This window comes from Domibacillus mangrovi, assembly GCF_001906925.1.
Taxonomy (GTDB): domain Bacteria; phylum Bacillota; class Bacilli; order Bacillales; family Domibacillaceae; genus Domibacillus; species Domibacillus mangrovi.
On the sequence record NZ_MRWQ01000001.1, the window covers coordinates 388,140 to 402,269 of the forward strand.

General features: G+C 43.4%; 18 protein-coding genes and 1 other annotated feature. Of the genes, 2 read left to right on the forward strand and 16 right to left on the reverse strand.

Translation table 11 applies throughout. From position 1 onward, the window contains the following. Positions 1 to 16: 16 nt before the first annotated feature. The 6 genes from pfkB to nadB all read right to left on the reverse strand — a co-directional run bounded on the left by pfkB (position 17) and on the right by nadB (position 5,697). The gene (gene pfkB, locus BLL40_RS01975) at positions 17 to 949 is read right to left on the reverse strand and encodes a 1-phosphofructokinase (protein ID WP_073710219.1); all 933 of its coding nucleotides are present in this window, start codon (positions 947 to 949) and stop codon (positions 17 to 19) included. Positions 950 to 1,186: 237 nt separating this feature from the next. After that, positions 1,187 to 1,411: a hypothetical protein gene (locus BLL40_RS01980; RefSeq protein WP_073710220.1), complete on the reverse strand. Its 225-nt coding sequence runs from the start codon at positions 1,409 to 1,411 to the stop codon at positions 1,187 to 1,189. 107 nt (positions 1,412 to 1,518) lie between these two features. After that, entirely contained in the window at positions 1,519 to 2,133 is a 615-nt protein-coding gene (locus BLL40_RS01985; RefSeq protein ID WP_073710221.1) for a LysM peptidoglycan-binding domain-containing protein, read from the reverse strand. 67 nt (positions 2,134 to 2,200) lie between these two features. Next, positions 2,201 to 3,310 (reverse strand): quinolinate synthase NadA, encoded by a 1,110-nt coding sequence (gene nadA, locus BLL40_RS01990; protein ID WP_073710222.1) that lies wholly within the window; start codon positions 3,308 to 3,310, stop codon positions 2,201 to 2,203. Continuing rightward, positions 3,297 to 4,157, reverse strand: coding sequence for a carboxylating nicotinate-nucleotide diphosphorylase (gene nadC, locus BLL40_RS01995; protein WP_073710223.1), 861 nt, complete (start codon positions 4,155 to 4,157; stop codon positions 3,297 to 3,299). The genes nadA and nadC overlap by 14 nt, the downstream gene beginning before the upstream one ends. Continuing rightward, positions 4,111 to 5,697, reverse strand: coding sequence for an L-aspartate oxidase (gene nadB / locus BLL40_RS02000; protein WP_073710224.1), 1,587 nt, complete (start codon positions 5,695 to 5,697; stop codon positions 4,111 to 4,113). Before nadB ends, nadC begins: the two co-directional genes overlap by 47 nt. Before the next feature lie 95 nt (positions 5,698 to 5,792). On the opposite strand from nadB, the gene BLL40_RS02005 reads away from it, so the two are divergent. Continuing rightward, positions 5,793 to 6,896 (forward strand): cysteine desulfurase family protein, encoded by a 1,104-nt coding sequence (locus BLL40_RS02005; RefSeq protein ID WP_073710225.1) that lies wholly within the window; start codon positions 5,793 to 5,795, stop codon positions 6,894 to 6,896. A gap of 20 nt (positions 6,897 to 6,916) precedes the next feature. Further along, a complete protein-coding gene (locus BLL40_RS02010; protein ID WP_073710226.1) occupies positions 6,917 to 7,450 on the forward strand; it encodes a transcription repressor NadR in 534 nt (177 codons plus the stop codon). Between the two features lie 43 nt (positions 7,451 to 7,493). Here the strand turns inward: BLL40_RS02010 and pheA are convergent, their stop codons facing one another. The 10 genes from pheA to minD all read right to left on the reverse strand — a co-directional run bounded on the left by pheA (position 7,494) and on the right by minD (position 14,130). Beyond that, a complete protein-coding gene (gene pheA, locus BLL40_RS02015) occupies positions 7,494 to 8,363 on the reverse strand; it encodes a prephenate dehydratase (RefSeq protein ID WP_073710227.1) in 870 nt (289 codons plus the stop codon). 33 nt (positions 8,364 to 8,396) lie between these two features. After that, on the reverse strand, positions 8,397 to 8,858 hold the full coding sequence (locus BLL40_RS02020) for an ACT domain-containing protein (RefSeq protein ID WP_073710228.1): 462 nt from the start codon (positions 8,856 to 8,858) through the stop codon (positions 8,397 to 8,399). 28 nt (positions 8,859 to 8,886) lie between these two features. Continuing rightward, the gene (gene obgE / locus BLL40_RS02025; RefSeq protein WP_073710229.1) at positions 8,887 to 10,176 is read right to left on the reverse strand and encodes a GTPase ObgE; all 1,290 of its coding nucleotides are present in this window, start codon (positions 10,174 to 10,176) and stop codon (positions 8,887 to 8,889) included. Positions 10,177 to 10,191: 15 nt separating this feature from the next. Then, complete coding sequence (locus BLL40_RS02030) at positions 10,192 to 10,734, reverse strand: Spo0B C-terminal domain-containing protein (RefSeq protein WP_073710230.1); 543 nt, start codon at positions 10,732 to 10,734, stop codon at positions 10,192 to 10,194. A 163-nt stretch (positions 10,735 to 10,897) separates the two neighbouring features. Continuing rightward, positions 10,898 to 11,182, reverse strand: coding sequence for a 50S ribosomal protein L27 (rpmA, locus tag BLL40_RS02035; RefSeq protein ID WP_018394054.1), 285 nt, complete (start codon positions 11,180 to 11,182; stop codon positions 10,898 to 10,900). 13 nt (positions 11,183 to 11,195) lie between these two features. Continuing rightward, positions 11,196 to 11,528 (reverse strand): ribosomal-processing cysteine protease Prp, encoded by a 333-nt coding sequence (locus tag BLL40_RS02040; protein ID WP_073710231.1) that lies wholly within the window; start codon positions 11,526 to 11,528, stop codon positions 11,196 to 11,198. A 12-nt stretch (positions 11,529 to 11,540) separates the two neighbouring features. Continuing rightward, entirely contained in the window at positions 11,541 to 11,849 is a 309-nt protein-coding gene (gene rplU / locus BLL40_RS02045) for a 50S ribosomal protein L21 (RefSeq protein ID WP_073710232.1), read from the reverse strand. A gap of 12 nt (positions 11,850 to 11,861) precedes the next feature. After that, positions 11,862 to 11,935: a sequence feature (ribosomal protein L21 leader region), on the reverse strand. Positions 11,936 to 11,982: 47 nt separating this feature from the next. Then, positions 11,983 to 12,798 (reverse strand): site-2 protease family protein, encoded by an 816-nt coding sequence (locus BLL40_RS02050; RefSeq protein ID WP_073710233.1) that lies wholly within the window; start codon positions 12,796 to 12,798, stop codon positions 11,983 to 11,985. Beyond that, entirely contained in the window at positions 12,791 to 13,240 is a 450-nt protein-coding gene (locus BLL40_RS02055; RefSeq protein ID WP_073710234.1) for a hypothetical protein, read from the reverse strand. Before BLL40_RS02055 ends, BLL40_RS02050 begins: the two co-directional genes overlap by 8 nt. Before the next feature lie 83 nt (positions 13,241 to 13,323). Beyond that, positions 13,324 to 14,130 (reverse strand): septum site-determining protein MinD, encoded by an 807-nt coding sequence (minD, locus tag BLL40_RS02060; protein WP_073710235.1) that lies wholly within the window; start codon positions 14,128 to 14,130, stop codon positions 13,324 to 13,326.

A 14,130-nucleotide genomic window follows, 5' to 3' on the forward strand; every position in this document is an offset into this window, starting at 1 on the left:
CTTTTGTCGAACCGTTTCAGTGTGCCCATCCCTCTTGCTCTACCTTTATAATTTCCACACGGCTATAGACATCTTCTACTTCTTCTTTCGTACATAAATCATCAGAAAATGCGGTCGCACTGCCAGCCGCAACTGCCCAGTGAAATGCTTCATGAGATTCAAGGCCAGCATCGATTTTCGCCATAAACACGGCAACCATTGAATCGCCTGCTCCGACTGTATTTTTCACCTTTCCTTTTGGTGATGTAGCAAAATAAATTGATTCATTGTTCACAAAAACCGCTCCATCACTACCCATAGAAACGATAACATTTTCAATGCCGCCATCGACTAATTTTTTCGCCATAAATGCCGCTTCTTCTTTCGTGTTAACATTTGTATTAAATAGTTCGCTCAACTCATGATGATTTGGTTTAATAAAAAATGGGTGATAGGGAAGTAATGCTTTCAATGCCGCACCGCTCGTATCCACGACGACACGTGCCCCCTTTTTACGCGCAGTGGCTATTAATGTACCTGCATATTCTGCAGGAAGGCACGATGGTATGCTGCCACCAATATGAAGCCAGTCATGTTCTGTCAACTCTCCCGTCAGCTGCACAAGTCGATTGGACTCTTCTTCTAAAATAGTTGGAGTGGGCCCATTAATTTCTGTTTCGGTGCCTGATTTTAATTTTACGTTAATGCGTGTGACGCCATTAACAGATGTAAACCGATGGAAAACACCTTCACGGTCCAGTTCACTTTTAATGAACTCACCTGTAAATCCGCCCACAAATCCGATCGCGCACGTTTCGTGGCCAAGCCGCTTTAATAAGCGTGACACGTTGATCCCTTTCCCACCGGCATATAAATCGGCGCTTTCTGATCGATTTAAGTCACCTGTTTGAAAGTTCTCCACTCGTACGACATAGTCGACGGCTGGATTTAACGTACACGTATAAATCATGTTAACGCCTCCTTAATGCTCGTTTTTAGTGCTTCTCTTAAATGACATTCTTCTGTCAACACTGCCTGCATCCCCGTTCTTTTTGTTTCCTTCATTATACAAGCGCTTCCATAAGAAAACATTCATTATCAATCAAATTAATTGAAAACCTATTTAAAAAACCAATAATCTGTGTCTATTGATTGCTTACCTAAAAAAAGCCGATCAGCATGATGCTGATCGACTTCCTCTTATGTATTAAGGTGAAACCATGCCTCCTACACCTGTTGAGTTCAAATCAGACTGCACTTGAAAGCCGCCTTTTTTGTCTATTCCACTTTCACAGGACGTACCCCCTGACTGTTTATCTGTTACATCGACAACTGTTATCCCCTGTTTCGAAAGAGTACTTTTTAATTCAGATTGAATATCCCCTGAAATTTTCGTTTCATCAAATGTTAATTCGGCATATACTGTTTTCATTTTACTGCCTCCTCTAATGCTCATTTAAAGGTAGTATTCCCTTCAATTGAGCATTTACACAAAAGAAAAAACGCGCATATCGCGCGTCTTCACCATTACGTTTCACTTTATCGATTGCAGTATGGACAATGCGGCATCATGTGTGGAAACCCATGTTCTTTCATTTCATTTTCATTTTCTTCCTCATGCTCTGGTTGCATCTCATGCATATAAGGCATTACATGAGGCATTGGGCATGGCATCGGAAAAGGCATCGGGTAAAAATAGCATGGCATTGGCATACATGGCATCATCATCATTTCGTGTTCATGTTCAGCAGGTGACGGTGCTGGAGCCGGTTGTGTCATCCATTGTTCTGGCATTGTTAGTCCTGGCATCGGTGGAGATGGCATTGTCGATTCTGGCATCGATGGCATTGGCATGGACGACTCTGACATCGGCGGAACCGGCATCGATTTTTCCTCCTTCTCCTCCATTTCCGACTCTAGTTCCGGCGGACGGCCATTCGGTTTTTCATTCGAATATGGATGCTCACTGCCCTTATATGGACGCTCGCTACCCTTATGACCGACAGTATCAGGCAATTTAATTTTCATACCCGGCACAATCATATCCGGATTCGCAAGATGAGCGTTTAGCTTCTTCACTTCTTCATACGAAACACCGTGCTTTTCAGAAATCGACCAGAGTGTGTCACCGCGCTGAACAATATGGATTTTCATTGTTTCCCTCCTCAATGAGCATTCAACATATTGTATGCGCCCGGTACCCTGCTGTGCCGGAAAATTGTCAGTTTGCCCGTGCCAGCATCCGATCGAGAGACATCTTTGCCTGTAACGCTGTTTTCTCGTCTACTTTAATAATATTGCCTTTCTTGCCTGCCATAATTGTTTCTAGCGACCAGAGCAAATGTGGCAAATCAATTCGATTCATCGTTAAACATGGACACATATTTGGATTCAGCGAGACAATGTCTTTATCAGGATGATTTGCAATAATCCGTTTCACTAGATTCATTTCTGTTCCAATCGCCCAAGACGTTCCGGGCTCCGCCTGTTCGATTACGTCAATAATGTATTTCGTGGACCCGTTATCATCAGACAGTTCCACCACTTCCCGGCGGCATTCCGGGTGCACAATGATCTTCATGTCAGGTCTCGTCCGGCGTAGTTCTTCAATATTAGAAACGGTAAAGTTTTCGTGAACAGAGCAATGTCCTTTCCACAAAATAACTTGAATGTTCGCGATGTCACCTTCGTATTCAAGCGTATCTGTGATTGGATTCCAAACCGCCATATGATCAAGCGGCACACCGATGTCAAACGCCGTATTCCGGCCAAGATGCTGATCTGGTAAAAATAAAATACGTTGTTTTTGCGTAAATGCCCATTCTACCATCGAGCGTGCATTCGATGATGTGACGCATGAACCGCCGTTTCTTCCAGTAAATGCTTTAATAGCAGCGGTTGAATTGACGTACGTGAGCGGAATGATCGTATCACCGAATGTTTGTTGAAGAGTCGTCCACGCTCGTTCAGTTTGATATATATCCGCCATATCCGCCATTGAGCAGCCCGCACGCATATCAGGTAAATAAACCGTTTGGTTGTCGTTCGTTAAAATATCAGCTGTTTCCGCCATAAAATGCACACCGCAAAAGACAATGTGCTCAGCTGCCTGGTTCGCTGCGGATACTTGCGCTAACTGTAATGAATCCCCGATTGCATCAGCAAATTGAATCACTTCATCCTTTTGATAATGGTGACCTGGAATGAACAAAGCAGAGCCCAGTTCTTGTTTAATCTCACGAACCCGCTGTTCCATCGCTCCACGTTCCATATGCCGGTATATTTCTGGAAGCATTCCTTCATTCGTCTTTAACAGTTCATTTAATGTCATTTAAAACAGCCCCTTTCGTATCCACTCGTGCGCTTATATCAAGTGCTTTCACTGAATGCGTTAATGCACCGAGAGAAATCCAGCCAACACCTGTTAACGCATAGTCCCGTATATTTTCAATCGTAATCCCACCGGACGCTTCTGTTGCAATATGCGCCGGTACAATCGGCAGCCATGATTTGATCTGCTGCGGCGTGCAGTTATCAAACATGACAATATCCGCCCCCGCTTCCACTGCTTCTATAAGCTGCTCTTTCGTTTCAATTTCCACTTCAATTTTCATCGTATGGCCGCAAGCAGAACGTGCTTTTTCTACAGCACTCGAAATGCTTCCAGCAAAAGCAATATGATTATCTTTTAACATAACAGCATCGTATAAACCGGTGCGATGATTAAAAGCCCCACCTGTTCTCACTGCGTATTTCTCTATCATACGCAATCCCGGCACCGTTTTTCTCGTATCACAGACACGCGCATTCGTTCCTTCTGTTTCTTTCACAGCCTGCGCCGCTGCTGTCGCGATTCCTGACATTCGTTGCACAAGATTTAATATGACCCGTTCCCCAGAAAGCAGCGAGCGTAATGAACCTTGAATACGAGCAATCACTTCACCTTGCCTTACAACGTCACCATCTTTTTTCAAAACCGACACCGTGACATGTTCATCGACTAATCGAAATCCTCTTTCAATGACCGCTCGTCCGCAAAAAATACCGGCTTCTTTTGCTGTAAATGTAAAGGACCCCATTTCTTCTTCAGAAAAGATGCTTTCTCCTGATACATCCCGATCCCCAATATCTTCAATAAAAAATGCTGTAAGCAGTTGATCGAGTTTGATTCCATTCATGTTCCCCACTCCTCACCGATATTTTTCCTTTTTCAACTGTCACCCAGCTTTGCCCCCACTGGTCTCGTGCTTCTGGAAAATCTGCACGAATATGGGCGCCTCGCGTCTCAGTCCGCTCAAGTGCTGACCTTGCAATTAAATACGCCGTCGTATGCATAAATAATCGTTCTATTTCTGAAACAGACAAATGACTTATATCTCCGTTCGTATTTTCGACAACCTTTAAACAATCTACTAGACGATTGAGTCCTTCTTTTGTCCGTATCATACCTGCATTTTCCATCATCATCGCCTGCAATTCAGCTATTTCAAAAAGCGGTGGTACCGTAAGTGGAAAAGCAATTGTGGCTCTCTTTTTGACCTGTACATTTTGATCACAAGACAATATATACGCGGCCATCCGTTTTCCAAAAGCGATTCCTTCTAAAAGAGAATTGCTTGCAAGCCTATTGGCTCCATGCACACCTGTACAGGCTGTTTCACCGACTGCGTATAAGCCATTAATCGACGTTTTTCCGCATGAATCTGCCTTTACTCCCCCCATTAAAAAATGGCTGCCTGGTGCAACAGGAATGAAGCCTTTTTTTATATCAATCCCATTTTTAGTACACAGAGCAGTAATAGTCGGGAAACACTCCTCAAAATGATCAATCATGGAAATATCGAGAAGCACATCATGACCGTTTTGGCGTGCTTTGTATAGTTCAAACGCGGTAATGTGCCGAGGAGCAAGATCTTTCATCGGATGAACTCCTTCCATAATATGGCGCCCGGTTTCATCCACAAGTACTGCTCCTGCTCCGCGAACCGCTTCTGATACAAGCCCTTTCGCTTCACCATTTATATATAAAAGAGTCGGATGGAACTGTACAAACTCCATATCTGTCACGACAGCTCCTGCACGGTAAGCAAGCGCAATCCCGTCACCCGTCAACATTTTCCTATTTGACGTAAATGGATAAAGTGCTCCTGCTCCGCCTGTTGCCAACACCGTATGATCTGCTTCATATGTGTGTACCGCACCATCAATCGTTTTCGTTTTCACACCCGTACATAATTCATTTGACACGATAAGTTCAAAGGCCATTTCCTGTTCCACAATGCGTACATTATCTGGCATTGACTTTAATAAATACTCGATCGTTACTTTCCCAGTCGCATCACCGCCAGAATGAACAATTCGATGTTCACTGTGCGCCCCTTCTAAACCGAGTGAAAGCGTGCCAGTTGAATGGCGATCTGCTGGAAATCCCTCATTTAAAAGTTGTTGTACGCCTTGTGTACCTTCTTCAACAAGCTGCTCGACAGCAGACAAGCTATGATGATATTCTCCTGCTTTTACTGTATCTTCTATATGAGAACCGTACGTATCATTTATGGACATCACAGCAGCGATGCCCCCCTGTGCATAATACGAATTACTGTCTCTGATCGTTGACTTTGTGATAATAATCACATTTAATTGCGTTGCTAAATGTTTGGCTGCCTGCAAAGCGGCAATGCCTGATCCAATAATGACGACCTGTGACGTAAATTTCATCGCTTACCCTCACTTTACAGTTGTCTTGACACCTATCTTCACATAAAATAAACAATATGACAAGATTAAATTTACAATAGAGAGAAGTGTAATTAATGTATTTTGACTATGCAGCTACTTCACCAATGCGAAAAGAAGCGATTGATGTATATAGAGAAGCGGCACTGCATTTTCCTGGGAATACATCCAGTCCTCACGATGAAGGAACGAAAGCTCATTTCCTGTTGCAACGATGCCGTGAACAACTCGCCAAAAAAGCGGGTGTGCCGGCAGATGGGATTTATTTTACAGGAAGCGGCACGGAAGGAAATATACTGGCCATTTTATCGATGGCTAGAAATCGACAAGGAATGCATGTGATCACATCGATGGCGGAGCATACATCCGTTCATTCTGCGATGACGTTGCTTGAATCTGAAGGATTTGAAGTAACAAAATTACCAATGAATGAAAAAGGTGTTGTTTCTGTAGAGGATGTTCTTGCTGCGATTCGCCCTGATACGGTACTCATTTCGATTCAACACATTAATCCCGAAATCGGCACCATTCAGCCTATTAAAAAAATCGCTCGTTTAGCAAAAAAACATGGTATTTTATTCCACACAGATTGTGTACAATCTTTTGGAAAAGTGGATATAACGGAGATTGAAGCCGATGCAATGACCTTTTCAGCTCATAAAATTGGCGGACCTAAAGGATGCGGTGCCATTTATTTGTCACCGCATTGTTTAATCACACCAGTCTTTCCCGGTCTAACACATGAAAAAGGAGTAAGAGGCGGTACAGTAGATACCCCTGCGATCGCTGCATTTGCCGAAGCTTCCCAATTTACTATTGATCTGAAACAACTCTCCTACTTAAGAAATGTGTTAAAAAAAGAACTAAAGGGGACGATGTGTAAATGGATTGAAGCTAATGAAGCAGAACAGTTTCCTGGTGTGATTGGGATGTGTATACCTGGCATTGAAGGTCAGCTCGTTATGCTCACATTAAATGCACAAGATCTACATATATCGACTGGAAGTGCGTGCGATACATCTGCTGCGGCAGGGACAAAAGCAGCCATCGCAATGGGGCTGTCAATCGATGAAGCACGACAGTTTTTCCGTATTTCACTTGGATACGGGACGACAGAAGAAGAAGTGATGGTACTGGCTCGATCACTCGCTCATGTTGCAACGGAAGCAGCTATGTTATGATAATAGCGGAGGGATAACGGATGATAGATAAGAAGAAACTCGTTGGTGAGGAGCGGCGTTCGTTGCTCTTAAACTGGCTTCAACATGAAAAAAAACCTCTGACTGGCAGTGAGTTAGCTAAAAAAGCAAGCGTAAGCCGTCAAGTAATCGTTGGCGATATCACATTATTAAAAGCACGTGGTATACCGATTATGGCAACGAGTCAAGGGTATGTGTACTTAACTAACCAAGAAGAAACCGGATATGAACGAATTATCGCCTGTGTTCATCCACCAGACAAGACAAAGGAAGAACTGCTTCTGCTTGTCGACCTTGGCGTTCTTGTGAAAGATGTAAAAATTGAACATCCTGTTTATGGAGATTTAACGGCTTCTATTATGGTCTCAAACCGGAAAGAAGCTCTCCGCTTTTTAGAAACAATTAATGAAACAAACGCTGCTTATTTGTCCGAACTAACAAGCGGTGTTCACTTGCACACCATTTCTGCAAAAGATGAAGCGACACTTGATGAAGCAGAACAGGCGCTGGATAAAGCGGGGCTTTTGCTGAAGTAAGTTATTCAAAAAATAAGACTGCCATTTTCCAGGCAGTCTTATTTTATATTTTGCTTGGAGTTTGTCCTACTTCATATCCGTAGTAGCTGCCAAGTACTTGCACTTTGCACCCGAGCGCTTCCATTTCAGCGAATGCGCCCGGAACGAGCACATCATCAATTCGCTGTGCGACATCGATAATGAAAAAATAGTTACCGAGACCCGTTTTAAGCGGCCGCGACTCGATTTTTTCTAAGTTTAAGTTACGCCATGCAAACGTAGCTAGCACTTGATGAAGCGAACCCGGACGGTCTGTCGGCAACGTCACAACGATCGTCGTTTTCCCACCCGTTCGCGGCAAAGGAAACGTCAATTCTTCATGCGTTTTCGATAGCACAAGAAAACGTGTATGATTAAAATGATAATCATGAATATCGGTCTGTACAATAACAAGACCATACTCTTCTGCTGACAATGAATTCGCGATAGCTGCAATACATTGCTCTGGATGTTCACTTACATATTTCGCGGCAGCGGCCGTTGATGTCATTTGTTGAGAAGGTATTCCATAAAATTCACGATTCAAAAATTTATGACATTGTGCAATAGCATGGGGATGCGACAGCACACGCCCTACCTCTTTCCACTGCTGCACATGATCAGGATGCACGAGTAAGTGCTGCTGAATCGGCGCTGTCAACTCTCCGACAATCGTCAAATCTGCTTCATGAAAAAGATGATCAATCGTCATATTGACTGTGCCTTCAAGTGCATTTTCAATGGGTACCACAGCCAGATCCGCTTTTCCTTGTAACACAAAATCCATACATTCTGGAATCGTGACACAGGGAATACGTTCATCATGCGGAAATGCGTCTGACACAGCGATATCAGTAAATGTCGCTGCTGGTCCTAAAAAAGCAATCTTTCTCAAACCATTCACTCCTATAGTCTCTGTTAAAACACGTTAAGCACCCGAACCGAGCACTTCCACCGTATCGACAAATTCAAGTTTTTTCAAGCGAGCTAACAGTTCATCAAGCCCCACTTTCATATCGGTAACATTTAAAGAAATCGTTACGTTTGCGCGCCCCTGCAGTGGAATAGTCTGATGTATCGTCAAGATATTACCACCGCAGCCCGCTACAAGCGCCAGCAGTTCAGATAGGGTACCGGACCGGTCTTCCAGATAAAAAAACAGCGTAATAATCCGTTCTTTAACAATCGTATGAAAAGGAAACACCGTATCTCGGTATTTATAAAAAGCGCTCCGGCTCAAGTCCACTTTCTGAACAGCTTCCCATACTGAATCGGCTTTTTTTCGCTCAATCAGCTCTTTTGCGTCGAGTGTTTTTTTCATCGCTTCTGGAAGCACATCTTCACGTACGAGATAAAATTTTTCATTTTGCTCTTTCTTTCCCAAGTCCATCCCCCATTTTCCAAACCGCTGTCAGCTGTTAGTCAATAAATTCAAACTCATAGTCCATAAGACGTACGATCTCACCATGTTTTGCTCCGCGTTCACGCAAAGCATCATCGACTCCCATTGAACGAAGCTGCCGTGCAAATCGGCGAATTGATTCTTCGCGTGAAAAATCGGTCATTTTAAACAGCTTTTCAATTTTGCTGCCTGTCAATTCGAATGCTCCGTCCAGACCACGAGAGATAACAAATTCCGCCTCCTGTTTTTCGTGACGGTATACAACACGGTTTACAGACAAATCTTCTTCTTCGTGATCAAGCAGGAATTCCGGTGTTTCATCCACTTTATCAGCAATAGAAAATAATAGATCGCGTAAACCGCTTTGTGTTAACGCTGAAATCGGAAAAATAACTGCATCTGGATCAATTTTTTTCTTAAATGCCGCTAAATTATCTTCCGCATCCGGCATATCCATTTTATTGGCGACAATAATTTCCGGACGCTCCGTCAAACGGAGATTGTATTCTTTCAATTCATTATTAATCGTGATGTAATCTTCATACGGATCACGACCTTCCATCCCAGACATATCCAGTACATGAATGATGACACGCGTCCGCTCAATGTGGCGCAAAAACTGATGTCCAAGGCCTGTCCCCTCATGTGCTCCTTCAATTAATCCCGGTAAATCAGCGAGAACAAAGCTGCGTCCATCTTCCGTCTCTACCATGCCGAGATTCGGTACGAGCGTCGTGAAATGATACGCCGCAATTTTCGGTTTCGCTGCTGTGACGACTGATAACAGTGTTGATTTACCAACGCTCGGAAAACCGACAAGACCGGCATCTGCCAGCAATTTTAATTCTAGTGTAATGTCGCGTTCGATACCAGGCTCACCATTCTCTGAAATTTCCGGTGCTGGATTCGCCGGTGTCGCAAAACGGCTGTTACCACGCCCACCGCGTCCGCCACGAGCAATAATGGCCTGCTGTCCATGCTCCACTAAATCCGCAATGACTTCGCCTGTTACATCATCTGTCACGACTGTTCCTGGCGGTACTTTAACAATCATATCTTTTGAATTTTTACCATGCATCCCTTTACTCATGCCGTGTTCGCCTCTAGGTGCTTTAAAATGACGCTGATAACGGAAATCCATCAGTGTGCGTAAACCTTCTTCCACCTCAAATACAACATTTGCTCCGTTTCCGCCGTCACCGCCAGCTGGACCGCCATTTGGCACATATTTTTCACGGCGGAATGCTACCATGCCATTCCCACCATCGCCGCCTTTTACATATATCTTGACCTGATCTACAAACATATTGTTTTTTTCCTCCTAAAATTTCACTTCTATTAGTATATCCTGATCATCTGATTTCATGATTCCGCCGTTCATTACACCAGCACCAGACTGGAGCAATTGCTGGATCTGTTCTATTAAACAAGATCGGTCGACAAGCTCTCCGTCCCATTCAATCCTTACAGCCAGACGTCCTTCTTTTTCAAAAAACTCAGTATATACATGTTGACCGCTATATTGTGAAATGTGCTGGTCTAACAATGAAAAGATGGATTGAAAAAAACGAGTCACCAGTTGATCATCCACTTTTTCTATAACGATTTCATCATTTATTTCAAATTCAAGCACAAATTTATGTTTCTTCCAGTTAAATGTGATAAACATCTCCGCCATCTCTGGCATACCAAGATTGCACAGTTTCGATTCCTGCACAGCTTTGACAATAATATGATCGGCTGCACGGGCCGCTTCATCTATTTTATTTAAAGCTAGAAAACCTTTAATCAGCTGTATATCGTTCATCCAATCATGCCGCGCATGACGAAGTGTTTCTATAACGGTCCAATTTTTTTCTTTCATCTATATTTGTGCACCTCCCTTGTCCGATCCAAAACAACCAATTCCTTTCTGTTAGTATAGCAGAAAGATTTACAGTTTGAACGGGAAAGATCGACGGCAATGCATAAAAAATGGAGGTGTTCCGAAAGTATGACTTTCAGAACACCTCCATTTGCCAGTCTGATTATTGAGCAGCTGGATAAACACTTACTTTTTTTCGATCGCGTCCAACGCGTTCGAAACGAACGATACCGTCCGTTTTTGCGAACAATGTATCATCTCCGCCACGTCCTACGTTTTCACCTGGGTGAATTTTCGTACCGCGTTGACGGTAAAGGATGGATCCGCCTGTTACGAATTGACCGTCTGCACGCTTAGCGCCAAGACGCTTCGACTGTGAGTCACGTCCGTTCCGAGTAGAACCTACCCCTTTTTTGGATGCGAAAAATTGAAGATTTAATTTCAACATATGTTTTCACCTCCTATTGGAAGTTTATTTGAATATACTGTCCATACTCTCGTTCAATCGTCTGCAATGAAACGATCATACCTTCTAAAAGAAGCTGCACCTGTTCTCTAACTTCAACCGGCAAGTCTTCCGGGATGAAGCATGAAAGCAGACCACCATCTTCGCCTTGATCAATATCAGGCGTTACGTTTGTCAGTGCTATGACTGCATTCAGTGAACCGAATGAAACAGCCGACGCACCGGCGCAGACAAGGTCTTCGCCTTTTTCAGCGTAACCGGCATGTCCTTCCATTGTAAATGATGAAATAAAGCCGGATTGATCTTTTTTGACGTTTACATAAATCATCAGATCATCGCCTTATGCGTTGATTTTTTCAATGACTACTTTTGTGTAAGGCTGACGGTGTCCTTGCTTTCTGCGGTAGTTTTTCTTCGCTTTGAATTTAAAAACGATGATTTTCTTCGCGCGTCCTTGCTTTTCAACCTTCGCCGTTACCGTTGCGCCTTCTACGATCGGGCTTCCAACTTTTACGTCGTCGCCGCCAACGAAAAGAACTTTATCAAAAGTGACAGAGTCACCATCTGCTGCGTTCAATTTTTCGATGTAGACTTCTTGGCCTTCTTCAACTTTGATCTGCTTGCCGCCTGTTTCAATAATTGCGTACATTCCTGCACCTCCCTAGTTACTCAGACTCGCCACTTGACAGGTGATCTTTCGATACTTGAACCTGCTATGTGCGGTTGTAGCACAGGTGCTACAAACAATAACATATGAATTCTATCACTTTTAGGTTTTTATGTCAATCGTTATTTTCCATGATCTCATCGACCTTTTTATTGCCTTTAAAATAATAAGCTAATAGCCGCGATTCCGTGATATTCTCTTCCCGGTTCACAATAAAAAGATGTGTTCGATTTCGTCGAAACATACGAACCATCTCAAGTAAAGACTGCCGGCTGCCAATATGAATGCGCATCACTCGAAGGGGTACAGGTTCGTAAAAACGCGCTGTTAAAAATCGGATGAACATATACTCTTTTTCCTTCCACATGACGAGAAGCTGTACAGCAACATAAGAAACGGTCATAATTAATTGTATATAAAATGGAAGCAAATAGACCGCTGCACCAAACAGACAAACAAGCATAAAAAAAGAAATGTGGATGGCCAGCCTATATGCAGCATAACAAGGCCGAACGGCCGATAATAGAAGCAAAACCATTTTCCCACCGTCAAGCGGCAGCACTGGCAATAAATTAAAGAAAAGAATAAGAGCATTCAATTGAAAAAACAATGAATAGATCGCCGGTTCCATTATACCTGCTTTCAGAAGCAAAATGGCTATACCCATCATCGGAATGTGCATCATTGGACCGGCCAGGACGACAAGCCATTCTTCTGTCAGCGGCCGGCCGGCATGTTCACTCGTTTCTAGCTTTCCGCCGAACGGAAGCAATTCAATTTTTACAATACGCCAACCGCAATATTTTGCCGCTGCCGCATGACCGAGTTCGTGTATAAAAACAATTAGTAATAAACAAAGAGCTTCCGCAAACATTCCTATCCCAGCAGCAGCTGCTGCTAGCAGCCACGTAAGCGGATGAACGCTAATCAATTTCTTCAAGCTCCATTACTTTTTCTGAAATTACCTCTCCATTTTTACGTACAATAATATGGACCGATTCTATTGCTGCTTCCCCGATCCATTCCCCTTTATTCACTTTTTCAAACAGCCGAAAATCATGTACATACAGGCCACTCACTTCCGTTTCGCTATCATCTTTATGCTGGAGCACAATTAAATGATCTTTTCGATTGATTCGTACGACTATGCCTTCTCTATCTGCTTTTAACCCATTTGAAACATTGGAAGCCATAATAGCTCGATCTGTTTCTTTATCTAAGGATGGAAGCAATGTACCGAGATGCTCTTCATACATAGAAGCAGTACGGGCAAATGTGAAATCATCCGTAAACAACCAAATGACAGCCGCATGGTCTCGATTTGCGTACACGAATAAAAATAGAAGCAATGTACCCGCTATTTTCTTCCTCACAATGACTCCTCCTGCCTTTTCTTAAGTGTATGCAAAAACAAGGGAAAATACGAAAAAAACCGCTTCAATAAGCGGTTTCCTTATTATTGGCTGATGCCAATAAATCGTTTAAATTTCGTGAAAATGGTTTCTTGCTGTTGATCCGGCTGCTGGAGCGGCACAGATTCACCTAAAATGCGCCGCGCAATATTGCGGTATGCAATAGACGCCTGGTTATTCGGATTATGGGCAACCGGCTCTCCATTATGAGATGATTTAATCACTTCATCGTCATCTGCAACTATCCCGATTAATTCAATCGACAAATGCGATGCTACCTCATCAACATCGAGCATGTCCCCCTCTCTCACCATATGACTCCGAATTCGATTGACAACGAGTTTCGGCGGTGCCATACCTTCTTCTTTTTCGAGAAGACCGATGACTCGATCTGCATCACGTACAGCGGACTTCTCAGGCGTCGTCACAACAATCGCACGATCTGCACCAGCTACGGCGTTTTTATAGCCTTGCTCAATGCCGGCCGGACAGTCGATTAATATGTAATCATAGTCTTGTTTTAATTCTTCTATTAACTTTTTCATCTGCTCCGGAGCTACAGCTGACTTGTCCGTCGTCTGCGCGGCTGGAAGCAAGTACAGAAGTTCATTAAAACGCTTATCTTTCACAAGTGCCTGATGTATTTTACAGCGCCCTTCGACAACATCGACAAGGTCATAAATAATGCGGTTTTCAAGCCCCATGACCACATCGAGATTCCGAAGACCAATATCTGTATCTATGAGGCACACTTTCTTTTCTTGCAGCGCGAGCGCTGTTCCTAGATTGGCTGTCGTTGTTGTTTTGCCGACACCACCTTTTCCGGAAGTAATGACAATTGCTTCACCCAC